Below are 25,150 nucleotides of genomic sequence, written 5' to 3' on the forward strand. Positions count from 1 at the left end.
CGCGCAACAGCTCAGGTTTCTTTAAGCTCGTTGCTGACGTCTTCCAACGGTGGCTCAGCCTGCCTGAGTTCTTCGACCATCTGGTGAGGACCGCGCATCACACGGTAGATATATTCCCGAATCATGGCGCCGCGTTCATAGGCGGCCTGCTTGTCCGGAACATAGCTCTCGATATCATCGCGCGAGATGGTACCTTTGCTGTCCAGCAAACGTTCCACGGTGTCCATGCGCTCCCGCAGTACCGAAACCTCACCGACTACCGCCATCAGGATTGACAGCATCCGTTCGTCTTCGGGGTCATCGAAATATTCGGGTCTCTTGCCTTTGGCCTTTTTGTTGGCCGCGGCCATCCAGTCCCATGCTCCGTCGTTCATTCCGCTGCCTCCTGCATCTGTTCAGAATTTTTCCAGGCGCCATAGGCATGCCAAAAGGCTGCCCGGCCATGGTCTTCGTCATCGCCGGTCGGTGCTTCGGGAAATATCTCGCGGTCGACAACAGCCCGGACACCAGTTTCAAAAAGTTCGCTGCGGTCAAAACCGGCGGCGATCATTTCGTCCTTCATGTCGAGCGCGTGCATCGACGACCAGAATGGCTCGTTGTTGTTGAACGCATCCCAGTCGCGCAAAAACTGCTCGAAATGCGGCATGCCTTCATGATATTCTGGCTGTTCGAGATGCAGCATCAAGCCGCCATCGCTGAGCACCCGGTACCCTTCGGACAATATTTTGGGTAATGCTTTGCCGCTGGTTTCATGGAGGAACATGGTCGTTTGGACCCAGTCAAATTCCTTGTCTCCCCAGCGTGACAGGTCTTCGGCATTGGCTTGGATAAACTTGATATTGGTCGCGCCCAACGATTGCGCGCGGGCGTGGGCATAGCGCAAGATCGGCGCTGCGGTATCGATCGCGATAAGTTCGCAATCGGGAAAAGCAAGCGCCAAGGGGACGATATTGTGCCCGATGGTGCAACCGATATCGAGCATGCGGCGCGGGTTCCAGCCGGGACGTTCTTTCTTGATCCACTCGACAAGCGCCTGTCCACCACCATCAGATAATGCGCCGAGACCACCCGCTGTCGTCGCAAATATCCCGCAATCATAATTGGCGCCGGCTGAAACATCGCCGGGATGTTCTTCGCCGTGATAGTTCCCCGGCATGCAGTGGATATCGACCGCGCTCTGGTAGCGAGGAATCTCAATCTCTGGATCGAATTCAAGCGTATCACGGCCTTCATTAAACTGCCGGGCCTTTGCATTGAGCTCGTCGATCTGGCGGAGCACCATCGCCCTACCATTTTGCTGCCGCATCTCCATTGAATTGCGTTTCAGCGCTGACCAGAATTGATGAAAGGGATCCTCATTCATCGCCTTGCGGATTTCAAACCGGTCCTTGGGTTCGCGTCCATGCTCTTTTTTGAACTTCGGGAGAACCCGGCTGTCATAGGCCAGCTTGTTGCCAGGGCTTAAAGCGCTCGACATGAATTTGTTGAAATTGGCGAGGAAATCAAAGCGGGCAATCTCGTCATGCGACGCTATCGGTGACACCCCATGACGCGCGACTGCGGTATAAGGTGGGGCTACATCCAGTTTATTGTCGTTGCTCATATCAAATCTTCCTTGATCATCCGTTCAATCACTTCTTCCTGTGTCCGCAGGAAATAGTCGCGGTCGGGAATTTGCGCCTGTCCATCCTTCATCAGACCATCTGCGGCGTGTATCCGTATATCTCCATAGGTTGCGGCAAAAAGCTCGAGTCTCTGACGTGCGAGGAAATTGGTCATGGCCGGTTTGCGGCGTGCGGCGCGTAGGGCTGAAAGATCAATATCGGCAAAGGCGGTAAAGGTTTCGCCGCTATTGGATTCAGCCAGCACTCGCCCCTTGTAGTCGACAATCATGCTGTTGCCGTCTGCCGAAGCCAGGGGCAGCGTGGTGTTCTCAATTCCGGCTGTATTGGCCGAAACCACATAGGCCATGTTTTCCTGCGCGCGGGCACGCTTTCCGATATCCTTCGGTGTGTCCAGCGGAGACCCGATTTCCGAGCTGCTGTGGACAAAAACCTCTGCCCCGCGCAGCGCGTGGGCACGAGCGATTTCGGGGTAAAGAATTTCCTCTGATGCGATTGCTGCGAGATTGCCGATCTCTGTCTTTGCGACCGGGAACACACCTTCCAGCCCATAGATGTCCAAATATTTCGACCAGACGTCATGCGGTGTCGGGGCGAACATTGAGTTGAGTCGCCGATAACGCAGCACGACATCACCGGACGGCGCAATAATGAAGCAGGTCTGGAAATAGATTCCCGGAAAATTCTGATCAACCTCGTAAGCATTGCCGGCGATGAACATCTGAAGTCGTTGGGCCATTGCGCCCATTGCTTCATATTCCGCGCCATCCACCTCGAGGGCTGCCTTGTCCGCAAAGTCCGGAATTGAAATCCGGCCGGGGTAGCTGGTCAGCAAATATTCTGGCAGCACGGCCAGCTTGACGGGGCTACCGGCATATTGCTGAATGAAAATCGTTGCAGAACGGATTTTGGTTTCAACCTCGCCGATCATTGCTATCATCTGCGACCGGGCGCTGGCCTTGTCCGGCGCCTTCTCGACCGAGCGCGCCGCCAGTTGCATAGCGACGGCGGCATAGGTTTTGGTATTGGTCATATTGTCTTCACCATCGTTGCTCCGGGTGTTCGCAAAAAGCTTTGTCGGCGCGGAAGTGCAAATCGCGGCTGCCAAAATCTGTCTACGGTCACAATCCATCGCTCTCTAGAGGCCCAGCGCACCCGGGTTCATCAGGCCTCTCGGATCGACGGATTTTTTCATATCGACCAGCAGAGCGTCTGCTGCGGGGTCAAGGCTGTCGCGATAGCGGTAGGTGCGACCGATCTGGAAATGGGCCGCGCCGTGATCAAGAAACAGGTCGACTAGTGCCTGCTTCATCCTCTGGGTAAACGCCCAGGCTGCCGGATTGGGGTCCAGCTTGGGCAATTTCGCCAGATGCGCGTCTTCGACCGTATCGCGGTGGAGTGGGTTGGACGCGTCTGGCCAATAGAGGCAGGGCTCGATTATCATGCCGGACCCGCCAACCGAAGATACCAATGTGCCGGTGAATATGCCCAGTGCGTCCATCTCGTCTTTATGTTCGTCAAACAATGCAATGATCGCACTATAGCAGTCCGTTGCGCGCGAGTGAGGCAGCAAGCCGTGAATGGGAGCCCATCGTTGGCCCTCAGGTCCCAGCATGGAGTTCAGCGGCCCGAATGGATTTGCCCGAATGATTTTGGGAATCGTGTTTTCCGTTTCGGTGGCACCATGGGCCAACGCGATTTTTCGGGCATGTGCGAGATCATCATCTGCCGCTGCCTGCAGCCTGGCCTCAGTGAGAACGTGCAACGAGAATTTGGCTTCGTCCATAAAGTCGCGGCCGGCTGCCACCACCTTCGCCCCTTCCTTGATCGCACCCCACACCGTTCCTTGTTTCCTCATCATCTTGCCGAGGGCTTTGGCATCACTGGTCAGGCTATCTCTTTTCATGCGAATGGCGTTCAAGCTCGGATCGAATCCAAAACATTCGGTCGAGACACCGGCGCGCTCGATGGCGCCAAGTGCAGCCAACGTATCTTCATGGTTTTCAAAGGTGAAGCTCGCATAGCCATGTGCCTTTGCTTCGGGAAGCAGGCGCAGGGTAATCGTCGCCTTCATACCCAAAGCACCGGTGTCGGCGAGAAAAAGACCGGTCAGATCAGGGCCGTAGGGGCGGGTGAAATTCTTGCCTGTATTCAGTATCGTGCCATCGGCGAGCACGACTTCCATCGCGATGCAGCTTTGCACCGCTGAGCCATAGCGGCCCGAGCCCCAAAAGATTCCGTTCTGGCTCATACCACCGCCGACAGTGGCCTTAAGGCCAGATAAAGTTCCCCAGAATGGCGTGCGCAGGCCCTTGGGTTGCAAAGCCTCGTGAAGAGCCGCCCAGGTGCAGCCTGCCTCGACTGTGACCGTCATATCGGTTTCGTTTATTTCGAGTATCCGATCCATCGCGGCGAGATCAAACAGCACCGAATCTGGCTGTTTTGATGTATAGCCTCCGGTATAGCTCATCCCGCCGCCGCGTGGGATTACGGCTATATTCTGCGCGGTCGTGGCAGCGACAGCCGCCGACAATTCTTTGGTGTTGCTCGGCCTTACAACCGCCAGCAAATCCGCGCCGCGCTCAAAAACATCGTGCGCGTAATAATCAAGTGTGTCCGCGTCGGTCAGCACGGCTACGCCGGTTTCGGAAATGTGATCGATTGCGCTCAGGTTCGGTTTCGTAGCCATCAGCGGGCCTCCATTGCCAGTTTGCCTTTATCGGCGGGGGGTTCAACTTCCGGTAGGCTCTCGGGGTAGCGCCCGAGCAACATCAGCAAGCCGCCTCCGATGAAAAAGGCGAATATGGCTACCGACAGGATCGGGTCATAGCTGCCGGTTGTATCCCGGACATTGGCGTAAATGATCGGTGAAAGGGCGGAGAAAAAGCCGAATGGCATATAGAGCATGCCGTAGATTTTCCCATAATGAGCCATGCCGAAATAGCGGCCAGTAAGATAGGCGATCAGATCGCTTTCGGCACCGGCGGCAAATCCCAATAGAAATCCGGCCGTAGCCGCTACCGGGAACTCGATGCTGTCGCCAAGCCACAAATAGCAAGATATCGCCGGCAGACAGAGCAAGGGGAAGGCGACAAAGCCGGCCCAGAAGCGATCGAGCAGCATTCCGGTGATAATCCGTCCTGCAAAAATACCGATTCCCAAAACTCCCATCACCGATGCAGCGGATTGCGCGTCGAGCCCGCGATCTGACAACATGGCTGGCAAGTTGATAAAGGCACCACCAAAAGCACCGGCAATAGTGGCGATAGAAAGCCAGATCAGCCAGAACCGATAGTCCTTCAGCGCTACCCCTAACGTTACGCCGGTCAAATTCCCGCTGGCGCTGTTGATGGCTTTCGGGCGCTCGTCAGGCCGCGGTTCACGAAACAGGAAGTATCCCAGCGGTAGTGCAACCGCCAGCGGCAGGAACGCAATGATCGCAAACATCGACCGCCACCCGTAATTTTCAATTCCCCACACCGCCAACTTGGGTACGACAATCGCCGCAAGACTGGTGCCCATCAACAGAATACCCAAAGCAAGCCCGCGCCGCTTGTAGAACCACAGGTTGATAGCACGGCTCCAGCTAACCGGTGTTGAGCCGATGCCGACGAGCCCGACCAGCACCCACAAGGCATAATAGATATAAAGTGTGGATGTCACCTGCGCTGTTGGCGTTAGTGAAATCAAACCGAATGACAAGCCGAAAGCCAGCGTTGAATAGAGTGCGACTTTGCGCACGCCATATTTGTCTGCCAGCGATCCGAACAAGGGTGCCAGCAGAGATGCGATGATTCCGAAGATGGTAATCGGCATCACGATCTGGGTGCGGGTCCAGCCAAATTCAGCGATCAGGGGTTCAACGGTAAAGCCAATCACATTGAATGGTATTGGCGAAGCGCCACAAGCGACGCCCAGCACACTGGCAAGCAGCACTTTCCAGCCGAGGGCAAATTCACCGCGTTGCTCTGTGGTCGCTACCATATGTCCTCACTCATGAATTTGTCCGGACAACTATACTCCCGGCATTTTAATATACCAGAACAAAAAAGGCGAACCGATACGGCTCGCCTTCTTTTTTGTCTGAACTGTCCCGTTCGATATCAGAAATCGAACCTTCCCTTGATCAGGAATGTGCGGGGCGGGTTTAGATAGCTGTAATTGGCCAGTGCGGACTCGACAGCTTCTTCATCGAAGCAGTTGGCGCATTCGGCCGACAGTGCCCAGCCGGTATCGCTGCGCAGGGTGATGTTGCCGTTGACGATCCAGCGGCTATCGCTGAACGAACCGGTAATAAAATCACCGCTAAACGGATTCGACGGAAACACGGTTCCGGTCGAACTGGTGATTGAGCCGGTAAACAGGCTGAACTCACTGGTGCCGACTTCGCTCTTGTCACGCCAACTCGCGTTGACCGACGGGATCAGAGAAAGGCCGCCGCCAAGTTCTGCTTCATAGCTGCCTCCGATTGCCAGGCTGAACTTCGGCGTCCGGACCGGTTCCGCAATACTTCCGTCCGGTGCGACGATACCAACGCCACAATTTGAAGCTTCCGTTGCGCCGCCGGATGGCACAAGATTGGCTGCCAGCTGGGCCAGGCAAGCCGCTTGCTGGCTGGCAACCGAGCTGACGCCATAAGCATCAAGCACGGGAGCATTGGCATCGATCTTATATTTGTCGTCCTGATAGCCGAAAGAGGCGAACAGGTTCAGGCCTTCCACCGGAACGGCGTTGATTTCCAGTTCGATGCCCTTGTTCTCATAGTCCGCGAAGTTACGGGTGATGAATGCGATTGAACCATCGGCCCGCGTAAATGCAGCCGGCGTTTGCAGGTCGCCGACGTCAAGCAAATAGGCGGTGAGGTTGACCCGCAAACGGTTGTCGAGCAACTCCGATTTAATGCCAGCTTCATAGCTCCATGCTGTTTCCGGTCCAAAAGGCAACAATTCGCTCGGTGCCGTGCCGCGGGCGTTCCAGCCGCCTGACTTGAAGCCGCGGGTAGCAGACACGAACAGCAACAGGTCGTCATTTGGTTGGAAATTCGCTGCAAATCGCGGCGTCCAGATTTTGGTGGTCTGGGTCCGCGGAATGGCCGCGCCGTTGGTCGCGATCAGGTTCCGATTGTCGATGCACGTCGCTTCCAGCGTGCCATCATTGCAGCTTGCCCGATTGTCAGTGATGCTGAACTTTTTGGTTTCGTCGGTATATCGAATACCGGCGGTCAGCTTGATCTGGTCGGTGACGTTAAGATCGCCCTGCAAATAGCCTGCATAGGCTTTGGTCGAGTTGCGCAAGGTGCGATCCGCCAAGATGAGCGGGAATCCAGCTGGTGCCGGTGCCCCTGGTACGGTGATCGAAAAGAGGTCGCCGAAATCGCTATAATTATCCTCTTCGAAATAATAGACGCCACCCACAAGATCCAGCAATCCGTCACCAAGCGAAGCGTTGACCTTTATTTCCTGGGTAAATTGCGAAAATTGGCCTTCGTTGGTGATCGTGAAACCACCCCGGGTATAGCCGAGAACTGGCGGGATCGGACTGCTGAGACTCGGCAATCCGCGGCCATCAGCGAAGTCGATGGCATAGTCCTGCGTGGTGTAGACATATCCGGTTATGATATTGACGGAAATATCTTCGCCGCTGCCAATTTCGAGATTGGACGACACGAAGTCCATATCGGTCTTGTTACCAAGGCCAAAACCATCCTTCTTGCCCGTGAAAAGGCCCCCGAAATTGCCGTCCTTGGTATATCCGGTGGTGACGAATCGACCATCACAGTTGGATGGATTGGCGGGATCGCAATCGAAGTTGAGGATGTTGCCGCCTTCGGAGCGGGTGTGCATGTAGGAACCGGTCCATCTGGCGGTGTCGGAGAGCTCTCCGCGGAAGCCGAGCCGGACGCCCCAGCCATCGCTTTCATTGACCTTCTCGCCGGTGGTTGTGTTCTTCGCGTAGCCGTCATCATCTTGAAAATAGCCGGAAACTTTAACCGCGAAGCTATCTGCCAAAGGCAAGTCAACCGACGCGCGCGCCATATATTTATTATAGCTGCCATATCCAGCTTCGACAAAACCGGCGAAATCATTGCCGGGTTCTTTCAAAAATATGTTTATGGCGCCGCCGGTCGTGTTGCGACCGAACAGGGTGCCCTGTGGCCCGCGCAAGACTTCGAGGCGCTGGACATCAAACAGCGAAAGATTGTTGGCGTTCTGGCGGCTGAGATAGATGTCGTCGACATAGGTGCCGATCGGCGGATCGAAGGTGGGGATTGTTTCGCTGTTGCCGACTCCGCGCAGATAATAGGAGTTCGCCGAGCCGAGTCCGGTATTGTTCAGGCCCACCAGGTTGGGGACAAATTGCGCCACTTCAAGAGCGCTGGATACGCCGCGCCGCAGCAGTTCTTCATCGTCGAAGGCGCTTATCGCAATCGGGATGCTCTGGACGCTTTCTTCGCGGCGCTGGGCGGTCACAACGATAACGCTGAGTCCTTCGTTTTCGGACATTTCATCATTGTTGGCGGACTGCGCAAACGCTGGGTAAGCAATGGTCAGGCTGGTCAAGGCCGCTGATGCAAGCAGTAGTTTTTTCACTCTATGATACTCCCGGGGCTATATTATTTGTCCGGACAAATTTACATAGAGTATACAGTTTGGCAAGAATTTGATTCGCCAGACGATCATTTGACTCGTTATCTGTGGTAAAAATGGCGCATAAGGATAGAAAATTATGGATTTCACAACGATCGGTTTTTACCAGATTCTGGTTTTTGTACACATCATGCTCTTTGTTTTGTGGCTGGGCGCCGACGTCGGCGTGTTCATGCTCGGGCAGCATTTTCGCAAACGCGACAAATATGATCTGCCGCAAAGGCTGGTGCTGTTGCAACTCCTTGTCAATCTCGACATGGTTCCGCGTTCCGCCTGGGCGCTGATGGTGCCTTTGACGCTGACTATGCTCGATGCAGGCGGTTGGTGGGATCTGCCCGGCTGGGCGCTGGTTGCGGCGTGGGCAATCGGCGGGTTCTGGCTCTGGCTGGTGTGGGATGCCCACCGTCACGATCAGACCGAGCGAGCGGTTCGCGATCGCAAAATCGAATCCTATCTTACCTACGCTTTGACCGCTTTCTACCTCGGCCTGGGATTGGTGTCCTTGATTCAGGGCGCGCCGTTGATGCCGGTCTGGCTGGCGACCAAGGCTTTGATGTTCGGGCTGATATTTGCCGCTGCGATCATGATCGACGTTGCGTTCAAACCTGTCGGTCCGCAGCTGGGCAAGCTGATTGCCGAAGGATCGTCTGACGAAACCGAAATTCCGCTGCTTCATACCATGAACCGGACTCGTATCTGGGTCTGGATTGTCTACTTGCTGCTCGTGGTGACGGCGTTCCTGGGCAACACCAAACCCTATTGATCGACATCGGATGAATATCTGAGGCAAAAGAAAGGCCGGCTTTGCGGCCGGCCTTTCATAACGGGATATTCAATGCGGATTATTTTTCCTGTGCTTTAGCGGCCCGTTCGGCGTCGACCATTTTCTTGAATACGGTCCAGGTCGTTTCATTGGGACGCGGATCATCACCGGGAGGCGGCGTCGTATATTCGGGATGGTTCAGGGCGACCTCGTCTTTGATGACCTTCGGCAGGTCTTCATATTTCTTCAGCTTGGCACCCATGGCATTGAATACGATCTGGCCCTGTCGTCCCCGCATTTTCATCCAGGGCATCCAGTCGGAAATGCGAACCCAGCTGACGGTCGGATAAGCGGTGGGGTTTTTGGTATCCAGCATTTCGTCTGCCAGCATTGCGAAATCAAAAATTTCCATCGCATGATATTTGTTGCCGACATAGTCCTGATAGTCGCCGGCCAGCACATTGTGATAGAAGAGCGGCGCTTCGAACGGCATGAAAAGCCATTGACCCTGGCGGCGCAAACTTGACATCTTGAAAGGTGCGCCATCAGCGGCATAGGGATAATTTGGCCGACTGTTGACCGGATCGTTGGCGATTTGCATGACGTTTACGGTTTCCCCGGTCCAGGGATTTTCCCAGGTTCGGAGAACCTCATTGGTTTCGGGATCAAGATAGAACATCACTTCCCGGCTAACCTGCCGATAGCCTACTCCGCGTTTCGGATCCTCGATGCGGACACACTGCCGGATATTCATCCCTTCACCATTGAAAAGATGCCGGTCCGGCTCGCCTCTTACACGCGAATAGACTTTGCCCGACCAGTGATAGACTGCGGGTACGCCGTCCGCTTCACCGCATTGCATCCGCTTCATGATTTCAAGGGCATCTTCCGGTTTGTCCGGGTCCAAAGTACGCGCCGAAATCGGTGCGGCCAATGTCGTCGCGGCAATCACGGCCAGCGTGGCGGTACGTCTAAAATATCGTTTCATAAGCTGCTCTCCAGAAGTGATTTAACAGATTTAATTTCACTTTCAGGTTGACTTTATATTTGTCCGGACAAATTGTGAAGGGACAATATCGCAATTTCACAGATTTGGAACTCATGGCCTCTCTAACAAACTTCCTTTTCGTTCCGGCAAACCGCCCAGAACGCTTTTCAAAGGCAGCCTCCAGCGGCGCAGATATGATCTGTATCGATCTTGAAGACTCCGTTCCCGCCGATCAAAAGGACATCGCGCGCGAGACAGTATTAAACGCTCTTTCCGGCCTCGACCGGCAAAAAACGGCGGTCCGAATCAACGGATTAAAAACGGCTGCGGGGCTCGCCGACCTGCTCGCACTGGGCAGCGCGGATGATCTTCCTTCGCTCGTTTTCATGCCTATGGTGGAAAGCGCGAACGAGGTGGAAATCGCCAACGCGATACTCGGCGACAAGGTCGACGGGCTGATTCCACTGATCGAAACCGTCAAGGGGCTGCGGGCAGGCGATGCTATTGCTGCAAGCGATGGCGTGACCGGGATGATGTTTGGCGGCGGGGATTTCTCCGCAGAGCTGGGCACTAAACTGGAATGGGAGCCGTTGCTTGCTGTGCGAGGAGCCTTCATCATGTGCTGCGCATCGGCAAAGATCACGGCTATCGATGTGCCCTATATCGATATGGCGAACGAGCAGGGTTTGGCCGAGGAATGCACCAGAGCCAAAGCGATGGGCTTTCATGCGAAAGCCGCGATACATCCCAAGCAACTTGCCGCCATTCAGCAGGCGATGCGGCCGAGTGAGGCAGAAGTCGCTGAGGCAAGGGACGCTTTGGAGGCGTATGAACGCGCGGGTGGCAAGGCGATTAGTCATAATGGCCGTATGCTGGAAGCGCCGGTCATGGAGCGATACCGCCGGATCGTTGAATCCGCGGAAGTATAACAAACAGAACATTTTGCAGATAAGGAGCAATACACATGCGTGATGGAGCAGTTGAAGTCAGTCCTGGTCGTTTCCGGGAGACATTCGGGCGATATTTTGAAGATTTTCAGGTCGGCCATATTTACGAACACCGTCCAGGACGGACGATTACCGATACCGACAATGTCCATTTTACGCTGTTGACCATGAACACGCATCCAGCGCATTTCGATTATGAATTTGCCAAGAAAACCGAGTTCAAGAAGCCGCTCGTTTGCTCGCCCTTGACGGTAGCGCTGATGGTCGGAATGTCGGTCTCCGATACCAGCCAAAAGGCTGTTGCCAACCTTGGCTGGGACAAGATTCGTCTCACCCATCCTCTGTTCCCGGGGGATACGCTGTATGCCGAGAGCGAAGTGCTCGACAAACGCGAATCTTCATCGCGACCCGAACAGGGTATCGTGACGGTAAAAACAATCGGCAAAAATCAGGACGGCAAGGTCGTGTGTACGTTTGAACGCACCATGCTCATCTGGAAGCGTGGTTTTGGCGGAGCCGACGACTAAAATTTGCGAACAAGGGAAATTCAAATGGCAAGTGCCGCAAATCTCGATCAAATCAGAACAATAGACCCCGACGACGAACGCGCCTTTCTGGATGCGATTGAAAAATGGGTTGAGGGCGAAGTGAAGCCTGTGGTCATGGAGCATGACCATGGCGACATCTGGCCTGAAAAGTTAGTCGCACAAATGGCTGAAATGGGTCTATTCGGCGCAACTATTGGCGAAGAATATGGCGGCCTTGGCTTGCCAGCGACCACCTATGCCAAGATCATCGCTTATGTTTCCTCATATTGGATGGCGATTACCGGAATTGTGAATTCGCATCTTATCATGGCGGCTGCGGTCGAGCGGTTCGGAACGCCCGAGCAAAAAACGAAATGGTTGCCCAAATTCGCAACTGGCGAAATTCGCGGCGGCCTTGCCCTGACAGAACCCAATGCGGGCACCGATTTGCAGGCGATCCGTACCGTAGCGAAGCGGGACGGCGATGATTATGTCATCAATGGCACCAAGACCTGGATTTCCAACGGCATCAAGGGCGAATGTTTTGCCTTGTTGGTCAAGACCGATCCGACGGCCGATCCGCGCTACAAGGGCATGAGCCTGATGATCGCACCGAAGGGTGAAGGCTTCAGTGTCGGCAAGAAGTTCGACAAGCTGGGCTACAAGTCGATTGATAGCGCCGAATTGATGTTCGACAATTATCGTATCCCGGCAGAAAATCTGATCGGTGGCGTCGAAGGCCAAGGCTTTTTCCAGGCCACGGGTGGTCTCGAGCTTGGCCGGATCAATGTTGCTGCGCGCGGTGTTGGGCTGGCCGAAGGGGCTTTGCGGCTTGCGACTGAATATGCGCAGTTGCGTGAGACGATGGGCAAGCCGATCTGTGAACATCAGGCGATCCAGTTGAAGCTGGGTGAAATGGTGACGCGTGCGCGCGCCGCTCGGCTGCTGACCATGGATGCAGCGGAAATTTATGATCGCGGCGAGCGTTGCGACATGGAAGCAGGCATGGCGAAATTTTTCGCGTCCGAAGCCGCGGTAAAAAATTCCGAAGAAGGCCTTCGGATCCATGGGGGCTATGGCTATTCGAAGGAATATGACATCGAACGCTATTATCGCGACTCTATCCTGATGTGTATCGGCGAGGGAACCAACGAGATGCAGCGGATGATCATTTCGAAACAATGGGTAAAAAGGAATCCGGCCTGATGGCATTTTGCAAGTTTTCAGGTGATTTCCGCAGTCAGCGAAACGAAATTGAATCATGAGTGTTAAACAACCCCTCAAGGGCTTTCGCGTGCTGTCGGCCGAGCAATATGGTGCCGGTCCCTATGGCACTATGTTCCTCGCTCAGCTGGGCGCCGATGTGATCAAGATTGAGCCTCCGAAAGGTGGCGATACGGCCCGTCATGTCGGACCGCACTGGCTGCGCGATCAGGAAAGCCTCTATTTTCAGAGCTTCAATCTCAACAAGCGCTCTCTCACTCTGGATCTGCGCAGCGAACAGGGCATCGAAATCCTGCACAAGCTGGCCAAAGATGCGCATGTCGTCGCCAATAATCTGCGCGGCGATGTGCCAGCGAAGATCGGGCTCGACTATGAGTCACTGAAAGCGGTCAATCCGGCGATCGTCTGCGCTCATGTTTCGGCTTATGGCCGCGACAATGAGCGGGCAAAATGGCCGGGCTATGATTATCTGATGCAGGCCGAGGCCGGTTTCTGCGCCCTGACCGGCGAGCCGGACGGGCCACCCGTCCGCTTTGGCCTGTCGATGGTTGATTTCATGTCCGGCACGCAAATGGCTGTCGGCTTGCTCGCCGCTCTGCTCGACGCGCAGCGCTCGGGCGAGGGCTGCGATGTCGATGTTGATCTGCTGTCAGCGGCGGTTCACCAGACCAGTTATCCAGCGCTCTGGTATATGAACGAAGGGGATGTCACCGAGCGTGCGCCGCGTGGCGCACATCCATCGGCGACGCCAAGTCAGATGTTCAAGGCCTCGGATGGCTGGATGTTTGTGATGGCCCAGATTCCAAAATTCTGGCCCATTTTATGCGAGCGGATCGGTCAAGCGGACCTGATTACCGATCCGCGTTTTGATAGTCCGGCCAAGCGGCTGGAGAACCGTGCGGAACTGTCGCCTTTGCTGGATGCTGTGTTTAGTACCCAGCCGGTCGCGCACTGGCTTGAGCTGCTGCAAGGATATATGCCCGTCGCTCCGGTCTATAATCTCGATCAGGCGCTGGATAATCCGTGGCTGGAGACGATCGGCATGCGCGATACGGTTAGCCATCCGGACAACGCGGCCATGGATGTCCTGTCCAGTCCGATCAAGTTGAACGGCGAGCGCCTGCCCAACAAAGCGGGGCCGCTGCTGGGTGCTGACAGCGACGCGATTCTGGCCGAGGCAGGCTATGATGAGGATGCGATCGCAAAGCTCCGGGCCAGCGGGGTCATCTGATTCAATGGGAAAATTGAGCGGCATTAAAGTTGTTGATCTGTCCCTGTTTTTGCCGGGACCGATGCTGACCGTAATGATGGCAGACCATGGCGCAGAGGTGATCAAGGTCGAGCCGCCCACCGGTGAACCGGTGCGCGAAATGGCGCCCATTGAAGCTGGTCAGTCGGTCTGGTTCCGCAATCTCAATCGCGGCAAGCAGGCGCTGGCGCTGGACCTGAAATCGGAGGAAGGCCGCGACCGGCTCTGGGCCTTGCTGGCGGATGCCGATGTGATGATCGAAGGCTTCCGGCCCGGCGTGATGAAGCGCCTCGGCTTTGACTATGAGGCTGTTGCCGCGAAGAATCCGCGCATCGTCTATTGCTCGATATCGGCCTTTGGTCAGGACGGCGAGATGGCGCATCATCCGGCGCATGATTTGGCGGTGCAGGCGCTTTCCGGTTTTCTGTCTGTGAACGACGGTCCGGATGGCATGCCGGTGGTTCCGGGCGTTCCCTCGGCAGATATGGCGGCTGGGCTAAACGGCCTGTCAGCCGTGCTGATGGCGTTGATTGGGCGGGAGCAAACCGGGCGTGGCGACTATATTGATGTTGCCATGTTTGACGCGATGCTGCCCTGGTGCGCCCATATTGCTGGCGATACCATTAAAGGCGGAGATGGTCCGGTGTCGCGAGCGCAGCGTTCGCTGGGCGGAGCCGCTTTCTACAATGTCTACAAGACGGCGGATGGGAAACATATCGTCTTGGGCGGACGTGAGATCAAATTTGCCAAGACCCTGCTAACCGCGCTCGACCGGCTCGATCTGCTGCCGCTTGCGGAGCTGGATGCCGGCGAGCCTCAGCAGCCGCTGACCGAATTTCTGCGCAGCACGTTCGCAACCAGGAGCCGTGATCAGTGGGTTGAATGGTTTGCCGACAAAGATGTGGCTTTCTCGCCGGTGCTCGATTTTCGTGAAGCGCTGGACCAGGATTTCGTGCGGGAAAAAGGCTTGCTCGTCGAAGCAGACGGAGCGCACCAGATCGCGCCAGCTTTCCGGTTCAAATCGGAGCCGGTGTGGCAGCCGTCGGAGGCGCCGGATCTGTCGAAATGAGCGGTTCAGTCAACTTCAATATGCATCGAATAGGCAAAGCGTTCGCCCGGGTGATAGCTGGCCGAAATTTCGAACAGCCGGTCATCCTCGTCGAAATAGCAGCGCAAGATCCGCAGGATCGGGTCGCCTTCTTCAAGCCCCAGATCGTCGGCGAATCTTTTCGTGGCGGCGATCGCCTGAATGTCCTGGGTCACCCGGCTGACCGTGACATTGCAATATTCCTCGATCTGGCCAAACAGCGTGGCGCCAGCGATATCAATTTTCTCAACGCCGTCGGCAAAGTCCGGGTCGATCCAGGCAACGGTCACCGCGATCGGGCGCTTGCGTTCGGGCTTCAGCCTCGTGCCGTGAAAGACAAACCATTTTTGCTTGGGGTTTATCCCGATCTGTTCCGCAATCTTGGTCGGGATTTCCTGCGGCGGCAATTTTTCATAGGTGATCGTGGTGTCGCGCGCATATTGCAGAATCTCGCCGACATTGCTCAGCGGCTGGTGCAGCGCTCCGGCGCGGGCAGTGGCCGGCTGGACAATGGTTCCCGAACCCCGCTTCCGCGCGATGAGGCCTTCGGAGGTGAGCTTGCGCAGCGCCTCACGGACCGTGAACCGACTGACGTCAAATTTTTTGCAGAGTACCGACTCGGTCGGAAAGTCGCCAGGGTCGGGATAGTCGCCGCGCAGTACTTCCTCTCGCAGCTCGTCTGCCAACTCCAAGTATCGCGGCTTCTTTTTCTTGGCCGTCTTTATTTTTTGTCCACCCATAGACTTGCCTTAAGACGGGTGACGGCATGACGCAAGAGAGCCTGACGGAGAAACTTGCTACCCATTTGATGAGGCCTGTCGATGAGGCGACGAGGCAGCGTGCGAGATTGCATTTGCTCGACTGGCTTGGATGCGTAGCGGGCGCGCGGCAGAGCGAGGTGGCGCAGCTGGCGATACGGCGACGAATGGAAAGTGATGCCATTGGTATTGCGACCTGGCTTGGCAATGTTCTGGAGATGGATGATATTCATCGCACCTCGATTCTTCATCCGGGACCTGTAATTTGGCCGTCGGTTTTGGACCATAGAGGCAGCCTGTCTGATATTCTGGATTGTGCGGTGCGTGGCTATGAAGCGACAATTGCCGTCGGCTCTACCTTTGATGCCTTCCACTATAGTCACTATCACAATACGGCGACGGCCGGCTTTTTCGGCAGTACTGCAGCGCATTGGGAATATAGCGAAGCGGGAACTCCGGAAGAAGGCGACGGCGAGGCCAAGCTAGTCTCCGCTTTTGGATTGGCCGGTTCTGTCAGCGGCGGCCTCTGGCAAATGAGAAACGAACCCGGGAATACGAAACAATGGCATATCGTTCACGCCGTTAACACGGCACTTAATGCGTCATGTTTCGCTCGTGATGGCATTGTCGGCCCCCGCTTCATTCTGGAAGGCCCGCAGGGTCTCTATGCCGCCACCTGCGACAATCCCAAACCCATGACCTTCCCCGACCAGTGGCGCATTCACGAGGTCAGCTTCAAGCCTTGGGGCGCCTGTCGTCATGCGCATCCGGCGATTGATGCGGCGTTGGAGCTCAAGGCCAGACTGGGTGCGCTGGAGGGAGATATACTTGTCGAAACCTATGATGATGCCACCACCTTTTGCGATCGGCCTGAACCGCAAACGGTTATCGATGCCAAATTCTCGATCCAGCATGCCGTTGCGATCGTCGCAAGCCAGGGCGTGCCGCAGCTGGCTGATTTTGAACCGGAAGCCATTGCCCGATTGGCGGATGCGAGGCGGCTGGTGACGGTTTCAGCAGCGCCCGATATCACCAACCGCTATCCGCAGCATTATGGCGCGCGCGTTACGTGCGGCGGCGAAACGGTTGAGCTCGTAGACACATTGGGCGATCCCGAACGACCGGTTTCCAAGGAGCGTGTCATTGAGAAAGTCCGTGCCCTGGTGGCGTGGGGCGGATTGCCGGACAAGGACGCCGACCGGGCGGTTGATCTGGTACTCAACGGCGAAGAAGCGGGCGCGATCAATGTCATGCTCTCGGAGTGGCTGTCATGAGCAGAACACAGCAAATTCTCGACTTCGCGGCGGCTGATCATGTGCTGCCCGATAGCGCAAGAGCGGCAGCGATGTATTTTCTGGGCGACACGTTGGCTGGTGGAGCCGCCGGCGCGGCGTCCGATGAAGCGCAATCGATGCTGACCGCCGTTCAGGCTTGGGGAACCGGTGATCAAGCCCGGCTGCTTGGCTCAACCTCTCGTCTTCCTGCGCCGTCTGCCGCCTGGTTCAACGCGTTCGCGATCCATTGTCTGGAATGGGATGCCGTGCATGAGCCTGCGGTGGTCCACGCCCTCTCGGTGGTCACTGGCGCCTTGCTCGCTTCCGCAGACCGGCTGGGTGGCTGCGATCCGGAAACATTTTTGACGGCGCTCGCCGTTGGTGTTGATATCGCGAGCGGCATGGGCATTGCCGCGACGGGCGCGATGCAATTTTTCCGTCCGGCCACTGCCGGCCTGATCGGCGCCGCGCTTGCTGTTGCAAGACTGGAAGGAATAGCGGAACAAAAGTTTCCCGACATATTGGGGCTCGCCTATTCACAGGCCGCAGGAACGATGCAGGCGCATGTCGAAGCATCGATTGCCTTGCCGCTACAAATCGCCAATGCCGCGCGGTCGGCGATTACGGCGGTTGATCTCGTCAGGGCCGGGATGAACGGTCCGCACGACCCGCTTGAAGGGCCATTCGGATATTTCAAATTGTTCGAGCCGGGCGATCTGGCCCGCTACACGGATGACCTCGGCAAGAGCTGGCTGATTGAAAATGTCAGCACCAAGCCTTTTCCCTCCGGCCGGGCCAGCCATGGCATTGTGGGGGCAATTGACATCATGCTGCGCGACGGTTCCCTGGATGGAGCAGATGTCGTTGCGGTCGATATTGCCGCGCCGCCGCTGATCCATCGGCTTGTCGGGCGACCTTATAAAACCGATATGACGCCCGGTTACGCGCGGCTCTGCCTGCCTTTTCTGGTGCCGTTGATGCTGCGCGACCATATTATCGATCCGCGCTGCTTCACGCCTCAGGAATTCACCAATCCGGCGTTGCAGAATCTGGGCCAGAAGGTGACGGTGCGGATCGATGACAACCCCGATCACAACGCGCTGGCACCGCAGCGTCTAAGCCTTCTGCTGGCCGACGGCAGCACCGTAAATCGAGAGATTGCGGGCAATCTCGGCAGCCCCGAATCACCGATGTCTGAAGCGCAGACCCAGTCCAAGCGCGACCTTGCGCGCGGACTGGCCAGCAGCAATGCCGACCCCAGAATTTTCGATCATCCTCTAGCCTATGCGACGGAGCCTAAATGACCTTTCCGACCTATTTTGAAGCCTTTGATGCCAAACAGATGCTCGACCAATATCCGGTCGGCGATGCCTTTGTTCGCCGATATACCGCCATGTCCCGTGACGAGTTGTTCGCCATTCAGGACAAGCAGTTCCAGAAGTTGATGCGGCGTGGCTGGGAAATTCCTTTCTACCAGCGTCTTTGGCAAGAGCAGGGTCTGGAAGCCGGTGATATCAAGGGACTCGAAGATATCACCAAGTTGCCGGTTTACGACAAGACCGACCTGATGGCGTCGGTCAACGAATATCCGCCTTATGGAGATTTTGACGGACGCGGTGACAATCCGGTCGTGTTCCATACTACCAGCGGTACGACAGGCCGGCCGCAGCCGCTGATGTTCGGCCCGAAGGGGCGGGAGGTGACCAATCTGCTGGTCGGCCGCATGTATCGATGGATGGGACTGGGACGGGATGATGTGGTGCAGTCAGTCTATGGTCACGGCATGATCAACGGCGGCCACTATATCCGCGAGGCCGTGACCCATTTTACCAATTCGCTGTTCCTAAGCGCCGGAACCGGCATTGAAACCCGGTCGATCAATCAGGTTCATCTGATGGCCGACTTTGGCGTGACCTGCATGGTTGGTTTCGTCGATTATGTTCGCAAACTGGCCGATGTCGCGGAAGCGGAAAAGCTGTTTAACCGGATCAAGCTGAAAATGATCATCGGTCATCTGGGCACGGAAGACCGGGCGTCGACCGAGGCGGCGTGGCACGGGGCAAAGGCATTTGACTGGTATGGTGTGGGCGATACCGGCACTATCGCTGGCGAAGGGCCGGAACGCGACGGCCTTTATGTCTGGGAAGACGCGCAATATCTGGAATTGCTCGACGTCGATAGCGGCAAGGCAGTCGAACCGGGGGAAACCGGGGACATGGTTGTCACATGCCTGTTCAAGGATGACATTGCGCCCTGCATCCGTTTCAACACGCACGACATTACCGAGGAACGCACCGATACCAATTCTACCGGCATGGTGTTCAAGCGCATCTCCGGCTTCAAGGGCCGCAGCGACAATATGGTCAAACTGCGGGGGATCAATATCTTCCCGCACGCGATCGGTTCGATCATTGAAAATCGTGCGGACCTGACCGGTGAATATGTCTGCTATGTGACCCGCGATGAGAAGGGCCGCGATGAAATGCGGGTGGTGCTGGAAAGCCGCGGTGGATCAGACAAATCGGGCCTTTCTGATATCTTGCGCAAGGGTCTCGGTATCGACGTGGCGATTGATCTGGTGGATGTCGGCGGTACCGCAGCAGCCACCCAAATCGATGTGCGGCAAAAGCCGATCCGGCTGATCGACGAACGGGGGCTGTGATTGGATCAATGATCCCCTGGGATGATCTCGAGACGGTCAATGCGGACCTGAACGCCTTTGTCGATTGGGACAAAGGCGCGTCCGGTGGGTCCGGACCGCTTGCCGGAATGACCGCCGGTATCAAGGCCAATATCGCGGTCGAGGGCTTGCCATGGACCGGCGGCATGGGTGCGTATCGCGGCAGGGTCGCGGACAAAGATGCCGACGCCGTGGCCAGACTGCGGTCAGCGGGTGCCACCATTCTTGGCACGGTGAATATGGAAGAGGCGGCGCTGGGTGCCAAAACCGACAACCCGTTTTTCGGTGCTACCCAGAACCCGCACCGGATCGGCTATACGCCCGGGGGGTCGTCCGGTGGCAGCGCAGCAGCGGTGGCGGCGGGGCTTTGCGATATCGCGCTGGGCACCGATACCATGGGATCGGTCCGGATACCGGCCGCCTATTGCGGGATATATGGATTGAAACCGACGCGGGGTGCGATCAGCCATGACGGTCTGGAGATTGCCGAGCCGACGCTGGACACCATTGGCCCGATGGCGCGGACGGTGGAAGAATTGGAAGCATGTTCGCGAATTTTGATCGACTGCGATGATGCGCAAGCCATTGATAATATTGCATTGTTGGAAAATCTCGGCGAAGTGGAATGCGAACCTTCGGTATTGGAGAGCTATGCCAAGGCCCGCTCGGCTTTGCAGGCTTCGGACCATTTTGCACTGCCTTACCCGCTCACCCGCATCCGCTATGCCGGTTTCATTCTGACCTCCCTAGCGCTGTCCAAATCGCTCGGCCCGCTACTGGACTCCGATCCTGAAGGCCTGTCGGGCACCCTCAAGTTTCTCATGACCTTCGGACCGAAGCGCAGCGCCTCTGATCTGGACGAAGATCGCCGTATTCTGGCCGAGGTCGGTGAAGCGGTGAATGCCGTGGTCGCCCGGCATGGTGCGATCCTGTTGCCGACCGCGCCCCAAGCCGCATTCAGTCATGCGGACAAGGCGCCGGCCAATCAGGCGGATTTCACGTGCCTGGCCAATATCGCAGGCTTGCCTGCCATCACGATTCCGGCTGGCTGGAATGATGCCGGACTGCCGCTTGGCGTCCAGATTATCGGAGCAGCAGGCAATGAGGCGGGATTGTTGCAACTGGCCCGGCAGCTCGACAACCAATTGTCGGCCTACCGTCAACCAACCCTATTTTTCGGACAATGAAGGAGAACAACATGCGCATCGTCGTCATATTCAACCTTAAAGAGGGCGTCAGCGCCGCCGACTATGAAAATTGGGCCAAGACAGCCGACATCCCCGGCGTCAACAAGCTGGGTTCGGTCGATGGCTTTACGGTCCACAAGGCGACCGGACTGTTCGGGTCGGAAGAGGCGTCTCCCTATCAATATGTCGAAATACTCGACATCAAGGACATGGATGGTTTCGTTGCTGACATCTCGACCGAAGAATTCCAGGCGATGGCGGCTCCGTTCCAGGAATTTGCCGATAACCCGCAATTCATTCTGACCGAGGATCTGTGATGTCCGGTAAATTTGCAGGAAAGACGATCGTCGTCACCGGCTCCGGCAAGGAGAAGGGACTGGGGCAGGGGATATTGCAGCGCTTTGCCGATGAAGGCGCAAATTGCGTGGTTTCCGATCTGGCCATTGGTGCGGAAGAAGAGGGCGTGGCCGAGGAACTGCGCGGACGCGGCGCAAAGGTCGCGACTGTCGCCTGCGATGTCAGCGACGCGGCGCAATGCCAGGCGCTGGTCGATCAGGCGGTCGAGGCTTTTGGAGCGGTCGACATTTTCGTCAACAACGCCGGTATCGGCTTCATGATGAAGCCCCTGCTGGAGGTCGATACGGCAAAAGAATGGGACAATGTGATCGGTGTCAATCTGTCCGGTGCCTTTTACTGTACGCAGGCGGCAGCCAAGGCGATGGTCAAGGCCGGGAATGGCGGACGGATCATCAATATTGCCTCCCAGGCCGCAAAAACCGGTTTCCCGCATCTTCCCGCCTATGTCAGTTCCAAGCATGGCATGGTCGGTTTGACCCGCGCCGCCGCGGTCGAACTGGGTGCGCATGGTATTACCGTCAACGCCGTTTGCCCTAATCACGTGACAACCGGGCTCGGCGCGCAACAGAATGCCTATTTTTCCAAACTGCTCGGCTTTGAGTCGGTCGAAGCCTATCTCGCCAATATGAGCACCAAAAACCCGATGGGCCGTCCGGGCCTGCCGAGTGACACTGCCGCGGCCTGCGCCTGGCTTGCCAGCGATGATGCTTTTTATGTCACTGGCGAAGCACTGAACGTATCCGGCGGGGAGGAAATGCACTGATGGAACAGGAACGTATGGACTGGCCGGATGGCGCGAAAATGGCGCTGAGCATTGTCGTCAACGTCGAGGAAGGCAGCGAGATGACCGTTGCGCGCGGCGATCGCGGAATGGAACCGGTGGACGAGCTGGGGATCCACATCAAGTCGGCGATCCGCAATTATGGCAATGAAAGCAACTATCTCTACGGCATCAAGGCCGGTGCGCCGAGGGTGGTGAAACTGCTGAAGGATTTTGACATCATGGCCAGCTGGACGGTGGCGGCGATGAGTCTGGAAAACCATCCGGAAATTGCACAGGCGATCGCCGATCTGGGTCACGAGCCGGTCAGCCATGGCTATCGCTGGGTCCATCAGTTCAAGATGGACGAAGAGAAAGAGCGTGAATTCATCCGCAAGGCAGTGACCTCGATCGAGAAAACGGTCGGCGTCCGTCCCTATGGCTGGCTGTCGCGCTATTTCCACACCGACAATACCAGGCGACTGTTGATCGAAGAAGGCTTCGATTATCATATGGATGACTATTCCGGAGATATTCCCTTCTGGGACAAGCAGACCGTGCCCGAAAAGCCGCTGGCGATCGTGCCGTATCAGCTCGACAGCAACGACATGAAAATGTGGACTGATCCCGCGATGACGCCGCAACAGTGGCTGGATTATGCCAAGCATAATTTCGACCAGATCTATCGCGAAGGCGAAGAGGGGCATCCGAAGATGATGTCGCTCGGGCTGCATCTGCGGATCATTGGGCGGCCGGGACGGATCTGGGCACTGGAAGAATTTTTCAAACATGTGCGGTCGAAGAAGGACGTCTGGGTGACAACGCGGCACCAGATTGCCCAACATCTGGCAAAAGTGGACCCGCTATGACCCTGCGTCTGGAAAAAAAGGGCAAGATTGCCCATCTTCTGATTGATCGCCCGAACAAGCGGAACGCCTTTACCCAGGCGATGTGGGAATTGTTTCCGGAGTTGCTGGCCGATGCTATCGCGGACGATGCGGTGCGGGTGCTGATGGTCCATGCCAGCACGGAAAATAGCGCTTTTTGCGCCGGTGCCGATATTGGCGAATTTGGCGCGGGATCAACCGATCCGGAGTGGCGCGCAAAGAACCAGGCGGCGATCGGCAAGGTGCAACATGATCTGGCACAGGCCGCGAAGCCGACGATCGCGGTAATCGACGGCGATTGCGTCGGAGGGGGATGCGGTATCGCTCTCGCCTGTGATATGCGCATAGCCGGTCCGCAAGCCCGCTTTGGCATTACGCCTGCAAAGCTCGGCCTCGTCTACCCGCTGCACGATACCAAATTGCTGGTAGATGCGGTGGGGCCATCGCAGGCAAAACGGATCTTGTTCACCGGCCAGATCCTCCCCGCTGCAGAAGCGCTGCGGATCGGACTGATCACCATTCTTGCCGACGATCCCTATGCCGAAGCGGAGGCGCTGGCGGACACGATGGCGTCGGTGTCATCGCACAGCCAGCAGATGAGCAAGCATATTGTCCGGCGCATATTGGACGGCCAGGCGGATGATGATGAAGCGTCGTCCGCGCTGTTTGATGCCGCATTTGAAAGTGATGATTTCAAGGAAGGCGTGAGCGCATTCCTGGAAAAAAGAAAACCGGAGTTTTAGAGTGACCCACCAATTGCAACATGGTTCGATACTTGGCGGCATTGCCGTCGTGCCTGATCTGGAAGCGGCGCTGCACAATTATCGCGACGTGCTGGGCATGGCGGTGGTCGAGCAGGGCAAATTGTCAGCCGATATCGCCGCGAGTTGGGGCTGTCCGAATAGCGCCGGTGCGCCGATGGCGACCTTGCAGCCGGTGAGCGGCGCGGATTGCCATATCCGGCTGGTCGAACAGCCGGATCATCCCGATTTCAAGCCGACGACCACTTATGGCTGGGCGGCCTTTGAACTGACTGTGCAGGATGTGTTCGGCTGGCCCGACCGTCTTCAGGGTAGCGGCTTTGATATTATCGGGCCACCGAAGGAGCTGGAGGGACTGCCTTTCTTTGTGCCCATGCAGGTGCTGGGCACCGGCCGGGAGATGGTCTATCTGAACGAGGTCCGGGAAGATACGCCGTCGTCTGATCTGCCCAAGGCGCAATCGCTGACCGATCATATTTTCATCGTCATTCTCGCCACGCCGGACCGCGCGGCTACCGTCAAATGGTATCTTGACCGGCTGCATCTGACCGAGGGCGATACCTATACCCTGGCCTATAGCATGATAAATGATGCCTTCGGCCGACCGGAGGACACTTTGTCCGATCTGACGATGGTGCAAAATGATCGGCTGCCGATTGTCGAAGTGGACGATTACCCCGAAGAAGCGACCGATCGCGGTCGGCATGAAGCGATGCTGCCACCGGGCAATGCGCTGGTCAGTCTGGCAGTGACCGACCTCGATGCGATTGACGTCGACTGGATCACGCCGCCGACCAGGCGCGATGCAGCGCCCTATTGCGGTCGGCGCGCGGCGACGACTCTTGGCCTGGCCGGTGAGTTGCTCGAGCTGATCGAGATCGGCTAGCCGCCGGGGCGCTCTTCCGCCGATATGTCGGGGGCCTGATTGTCGATATCGCGCCACAGCCGCCACTCGCCATCGCTGCCCTTTTTGAACACCAGAAAGGACCGTCCGTTGACCTCTACGGGCGCATCTGCGGGTGGGGTGATCGTCATCCAATATTTGGCGGTCAGATAGGCGCGGTCATCCTCGACGATGAGTTGTTCATTGGCGAAGTCGATGCGGACTTCATTGCCGGCGGCCTTGTTGCCTGCAAGAAAGGCCAATATCTTTTCTATTCCTTTTTGCGGCGGTGCGCCGTTGGTCATCAAGACGGCGTCCGGTTCATACATGGCGCGCAACTGCTCGATCTCGCCGGACTCGACGAAACGCTTCCAATCGGCGGCCCAGGCGATGATTTTCTGCTGATCACTCATCGCTGCTACGGCATTATTATCCCTGGCAAGGGCTGGTGAGGGAGGCAGCAAGGCGATCATCGCGGCGGCCATGACGATATGCTTGCTCACAGCGCTTCCCGGCGGTTTTGCGGTTGCCGGAAGCGGGACGGCAATG

24 protein-coding genes are annotated in these 25,150 nt (G+C 56.7%); 15 read left to right on the top strand and 9 right to left on the bottom strand.

Annotation, left to right across the window (positions count from 1 at the left end; all coding sequences use genetic code 11):
• Nucleotides 1-11: 11 nt before the first annotated feature.
• The 6 genes from ACN0WW_RS01425 to ACN0WW_RS01450 form a co-directional block, all read right to left on the bottom strand.
• Nucleotides 12-374 (bottom strand): hypothetical protein, encoded by a 363-nt coding sequence (locus ACN0WW_RS01425; protein ID WP_417608623.1) that lies wholly within the window; start codon nucleotides 372-374, stop codon nucleotides 12-14.
• Complete coding sequence (locus ACN0WW_RS01430) at nucleotides 371-1,603, bottom strand: class I SAM-dependent methyltransferase (RefSeq protein WP_417608625.1); 1,233 nt, start codon at nucleotides 1,601-1,603, stop codon at nucleotides 371-373. The genes ACN0WW_RS01425 and ACN0WW_RS01430 overlap by 4 nt, the downstream gene beginning before the upstream one ends.
• A complete protein-coding gene (locus tag ACN0WW_RS01435; protein ID WP_417608627.1) occupies nucleotides 1,600-2,655 on the bottom strand; it encodes a nitrilase-related carbon-nitrogen hydrolase in 1,056 nt (351 codons plus the stop codon). The genes ACN0WW_RS01430 and ACN0WW_RS01435 overlap by 4 nt, the downstream gene beginning before the upstream one ends.
• Nucleotides 2,656-2,760: 105 nt before the next feature.
• A complete protein-coding gene (locus ACN0WW_RS01440) occupies nucleotides 2,761-4,311 on the bottom strand; it encodes an FAD-binding oxidoreductase (RefSeq protein WP_417608629.1) in 1,551 nt (516 codons plus the stop codon).
• Nucleotides 4,311-5,606 (bottom strand): MFS transporter, encoded by a 1,296-nt coding sequence (locus ACN0WW_RS01445; RefSeq protein ID WP_417608631.1) that lies wholly within the window; start codon nucleotides 5,604-5,606, stop codon nucleotides 4,311-4,313. The genes ACN0WW_RS01440 and ACN0WW_RS01445 overlap by 1 nt, the downstream gene beginning before the upstream one ends.
• 119 nt (nucleotides 5,607-5,725) lie before the next feature.
• Nucleotides 5,726-8,212, bottom strand: coding sequence for a TonB-dependent receptor (locus ACN0WW_RS01450; RefSeq protein WP_417608634.1), 2,487 nt, complete (start codon nucleotides 8,210-8,212; stop codon nucleotides 5,726-5,728).
• 136 nt (nucleotides 8,213-8,348) lie between these two features.
• On the opposite strand from ACN0WW_RS01450, the gene ACN0WW_RS01455 reads away from it, so the two are divergent.
• Complete coding sequence (locus tag ACN0WW_RS01455; protein ID WP_417608636.1) at nucleotides 8,349-9,032, top strand: hypothetical protein; 684 nt, start codon at nucleotides 8,349-8,351, stop codon at nucleotides 9,030-9,032.
• 79 nt (nucleotides 9,033-9,111) lie between these two features.
• Here ACN0WW_RS01455 and ACN0WW_RS01460 read toward each other — a convergent pair whose 3' ends face one another.
• The gene (locus ACN0WW_RS01460; RefSeq protein ID WP_417608638.1) at nucleotides 9,112-10,020 is read right to left on the bottom strand and encodes a DUF1838 family protein; all 909 of its coding nucleotides are present in this window, start codon (nucleotides 10,018-10,020) and stop codon (nucleotides 9,112-9,114) included.
• A gap of 194 nt (nucleotides 10,021-10,214) precedes the next feature.
• Between ACN0WW_RS01460 and ACN0WW_RS01465 the strand changes: the two genes are divergently transcribed.
• From ACN0WW_RS01465 to ACN0WW_RS01485, 5 genes are read left to right on the top strand one after another with little or no spacing between them, the layout of a single operon-like run.
• On the top strand, nucleotides 10,215-10,949 hold the full coding sequence (locus ACN0WW_RS01465; protein ID WP_417608640.1) for an HpcH/HpaI aldolase/citrate lyase family protein: 735 nt from the start codon (nucleotides 10,215-10,217) through the stop codon (nucleotides 10,947-10,949).
• 35 nt (nucleotides 10,950-10,984) lie between these two features.
• A complete protein-coding gene (locus ACN0WW_RS01470) occupies nucleotides 10,985-11,494 on the top strand; it encodes a MaoC family dehydratase (RefSeq protein ID WP_417608642.1) in 510 nt (169 codons plus the stop codon).
• Nucleotides 11,495-11,518: 24 nt separating this feature from the next.
• Nucleotides 11,519-12,700 (top strand): acyl-CoA dehydrogenase family protein, encoded by a 1,182-nt coding sequence (locus tag ACN0WW_RS01475; protein WP_417608644.1) that lies wholly within the window; start codon nucleotides 11,519-11,521, stop codon nucleotides 12,698-12,700.
• A 55-nt stretch (nucleotides 12,701-12,755) separates the two neighbouring features.
• Nucleotides 12,756-13,949, top strand: a complete 1,194-nt coding sequence (locus ACN0WW_RS01480) for a CaiB/BaiF CoA transferase family protein (protein ID WP_417608646.1) — start codon at nucleotides 12,756-12,758, stop codon at nucleotides 13,947-13,949.
• Between the two features lie 4 nt (nucleotides 13,950-13,953).
• The gene (locus ACN0WW_RS01485) at nucleotides 13,954-15,036 is read left to right on the top strand and encodes a CaiB/BaiF CoA transferase family protein (RefSeq protein WP_417608648.1); all 1,083 of its coding nucleotides are present in this window, start codon (nucleotides 13,954-13,956) and stop codon (nucleotides 15,034-15,036) included.
• A 5-nt stretch (nucleotides 15,037-15,041) separates the two neighbouring features.
• Here ACN0WW_RS01485 and ACN0WW_RS01490 read toward each other — a convergent pair whose 3' ends face one another.
• Nucleotides 15,042-15,794, bottom strand: a complete 753-nt coding sequence (locus tag ACN0WW_RS01490; protein WP_417608650.1) for a GntR family transcriptional regulator — start codon at nucleotides 15,792-15,794, stop codon at nucleotides 15,042-15,044.
• 26 nt (nucleotides 15,795-15,820) lie between these two features.
• Here ACN0WW_RS01490 and ACN0WW_RS01495 point away from each other — a divergent pair, with 26 nt between their 5' ends.
• The 9 genes from ACN0WW_RS01495 to ACN0WW_RS01535 are packed head-to-tail and all read left to right on the top strand — an operon-like array spanning nucleotide 15,821 to nucleotide 24,604.
• The gene (locus ACN0WW_RS01495) at nucleotides 15,821-17,086 is read left to right on the top strand and encodes an MmgE/PrpD family protein (RefSeq protein WP_417608652.1); all 1,266 of its coding nucleotides are present in this window, start codon (nucleotides 15,821-15,823) and stop codon (nucleotides 17,084-17,086) included.
• The gene (locus ACN0WW_RS01500) at nucleotides 17,083-18,390 is read left to right on the top strand and encodes an MmgE/PrpD family protein (RefSeq protein WP_417608654.1); all 1,308 of its coding nucleotides are present in this window, start codon (nucleotides 17,083-17,085) and stop codon (nucleotides 18,388-18,390) included. Before ACN0WW_RS01495 ends, ACN0WW_RS01500 begins: the two co-directional genes overlap by 4 nt.
• Nucleotides 18,387-19,748 carry a phenylacetate--CoA ligase family protein gene (locus ACN0WW_RS01505; RefSeq protein ID WP_417608656.1) on the top strand — a complete coding sequence of 454 codons (1,362 nt, stop codon included), beginning with the start codon at nucleotides 18,387-18,389 and terminating at the stop codon, nucleotides 19,746-19,748. Before ACN0WW_RS01500 ends, ACN0WW_RS01505 begins: the two co-directional genes overlap by 4 nt.
• Nucleotides 19,745-20,953: an amidase gene (locus tag ACN0WW_RS01510; protein ID WP_417608658.1), complete on the top strand. Its 1,209-nt coding sequence runs from the start codon at nucleotides 19,745-19,747 to the stop codon at nucleotides 20,951-20,953. The genes ACN0WW_RS01505 and ACN0WW_RS01510 overlap by 4 nt, the downstream gene beginning before the upstream one ends.
• A gap of 11 nt (nucleotides 20,954-20,964) precedes the next feature.
• Nucleotides 20,965-21,270 (top strand): REDY-like protein HapK, encoded by a 306-nt coding sequence (locus ACN0WW_RS01515; protein ID WP_417608660.1) that lies wholly within the window; start codon nucleotides 20,965-20,967, stop codon nucleotides 21,268-21,270.
• Nucleotides 21,270-22,073, top strand: coding sequence for an SDR family NAD(P)-dependent oxidoreductase (locus ACN0WW_RS01520; RefSeq protein ID WP_417608662.1), 804 nt, complete (start codon nucleotides 21,270-21,272; stop codon nucleotides 22,071-22,073). The genes ACN0WW_RS01515 and ACN0WW_RS01520 overlap by 1 nt, the downstream gene beginning before the upstream one ends.
• On the top strand, nucleotides 22,073-22,939 hold the full coding sequence (locus ACN0WW_RS01525) for a polysaccharide deacetylase family protein (protein ID WP_417608664.1): 867 nt from the start codon (nucleotides 22,073-22,075) through the stop codon (nucleotides 22,937-22,939). Before ACN0WW_RS01520 ends, ACN0WW_RS01525 begins: the two co-directional genes overlap by 1 nt.
• The gene (locus ACN0WW_RS01530) at nucleotides 22,936-23,700 is read left to right on the top strand and encodes an enoyl-CoA hydratase/isomerase family protein (RefSeq protein WP_417608666.1); all 765 of its coding nucleotides are present in this window, start codon (nucleotides 22,936-22,938) and stop codon (nucleotides 23,698-23,700) included. The genes ACN0WW_RS01525 and ACN0WW_RS01530 overlap by 4 nt, the downstream gene beginning before the upstream one ends.
• Before the next feature lies 1 nt (nucleotide 23,701).
• Nucleotides 23,702-24,604, top strand: coding sequence for a VOC family protein (locus ACN0WW_RS01535; protein WP_417608668.1), 903 nt, complete (start codon nucleotides 23,702-23,704; stop codon nucleotides 24,602-24,604).
• On the opposite strand, the gene ACN0WW_RS01540 is transcribed toward ACN0WW_RS01535, so the two are convergent.
• Entirely contained in the window at nucleotides 24,601-25,104 is a 504-nt protein-coding gene (locus ACN0WW_RS01540; protein ID WP_417608670.1) for a YybH family protein, read from the bottom strand. The genes ACN0WW_RS01535 and ACN0WW_RS01540 overlap by 4 nt on opposite strands.
• Nucleotides 25,105-25,150: the final 46 nt, after the last annotated feature.

This window comes from Parasphingorhabdus sp. (assembly GCF_048269865.1).
In the GTDB taxonomy this organism is placed as follows: Bacteria; Pseudomonadota; Alphaproteobacteria; order Sphingomonadales; family Sphingomonadaceae; genus Parasphingorhabdus.

Excerpts from the sequence above, each read along its gene's own strand:
- ACN0WW_RS01435 (WP_417608627.1), bottom strand. The coding sequence starts at position 2,655 with ATGACCAATACCAAAACCTATGCCGCCGTCGCTATGCAACTGGCGGCG.
- ACN0WW_RS01520 (WP_417608662.1), top strand. The coding sequence starts at position 21,270 with ATGTCCGGTAAATTTGCAGGAAAGACGATCGTCGTCACCGGCTCCGGC.
- ACN0WW_RS01425 (WP_417608623.1), bottom strand. The coding sequence starts at position 374 with ATGAACGACGGAGCATGGGACTGGATGGCCGCGGCCAACAAAAAGGCC.
- ACN0WW_RS01485 (WP_417608648.1), top strand. The coding sequence starts at position 13,954 with ATGGGAAAATTGAGCGGCATTAAAGTTGTTGATCTGTCCCTGTTTTTG.
- ACN0WW_RS01495 (WP_417608652.1), top strand. The coding sequence starts at position 15,821 with ATGACGCAAGAGAGCCTGACGGAGAAACTTGCTACCCATTTGATGAGG.
- ACN0WW_RS01515 (WP_417608660.1), top strand. The coding sequence starts at position 20,965 with ATGCGCATCGTCGTCATATTCAACCTTAAAGAGGGCGTCAGCGCCGCC.
- ACN0WW_RS01505 (WP_417608656.1), top strand. The coding sequence starts at position 18,387 with ATGACCTTTCCGACCTATTTTGAAGCCTTTGATGCCAAACAGATGCTC.
- ACN0WW_RS01445 (WP_417608631.1), bottom strand. The coding sequence starts at position 5,606 with ATGGTAGCGACCACAGAGCAACGCGGTGAATTTGCCCTCGGCTGGAAA.
- ACN0WW_RS01465 (WP_417608640.1), top strand. The coding sequence starts at position 10,215 with ATGATCTGTATCGATCTTGAAGACTCCGTTCCCGCCGATCAAAAGGAC.
- ACN0WW_RS01480 (WP_417608646.1), top strand. The coding sequence starts at position 12,756 with ATGAGTGTTAAACAACCCCTCAAGGGCTTTCGCGTGCTGTCGGCCGAG.
- ACN0WW_RS01490 (WP_417608650.1), bottom strand. The coding sequence starts at position 15,794 with ATGGGTGGACAAAAAATAAAGACGGCCAAGAAAAAGAAGCCGCGATAC.
- ACN0WW_RS01455 (WP_417608636.1), top strand. The coding sequence starts at position 8,349 with ATGGATTTCACAACGATCGGTTTTTACCAGATTCTGGTTTTTGTACAC.
- ACN0WW_RS01530 (WP_417608666.1), top strand. The coding sequence starts at position 22,936 with ATGACCCTGCGTCTGGAAAAAAAGGGCAAGATTGCCCATCTTCTGATT.
- ACN0WW_RS01430 (WP_417608625.1), bottom strand. The coding sequence starts at position 1,603 with ATGAGCAACGACAATAAACTGGATGTAGCCCCACCTTATACCGCAGTC.
- ACN0WW_RS01500 (WP_417608654.1), top strand. The coding sequence starts at position 17,083 with ATGAGCAGAACACAGCAAATTCTCGACTTCGCGGCGGCTGATCATGTG.
- ACN0WW_RS01470 (WP_417608642.1), top strand. The coding sequence starts at position 10,985 with ATGCGTGATGGAGCAGTTGAAGTCAGTCCTGGTCGTTTCCGGGAGACA.
- ACN0WW_RS01460 (WP_417608638.1), bottom strand. The coding sequence starts at position 10,020 with ATGAAACGATATTTTAGACGTACCGCCACGCTGGCCGTGATTGCCGCG.
- ACN0WW_RS01525 (WP_417608664.1), top strand. The coding sequence starts at position 22,073 with ATGGAACAGGAACGTATGGACTGGCCGGATGGCGCGAAAATGGCGCTG.
- ACN0WW_RS01475 (WP_417608644.1), top strand. The coding sequence starts at position 11,519 with ATGGCAAGTGCCGCAAATCTCGATCAAATCAGAACAATAGACCCCGAC.
- ACN0WW_RS01440 (WP_417608629.1), bottom strand. The coding sequence starts at position 4,311 with ATGGCTACGAAACCGAACCTGAGCGCAATCGATCACATTTCCGAAACC.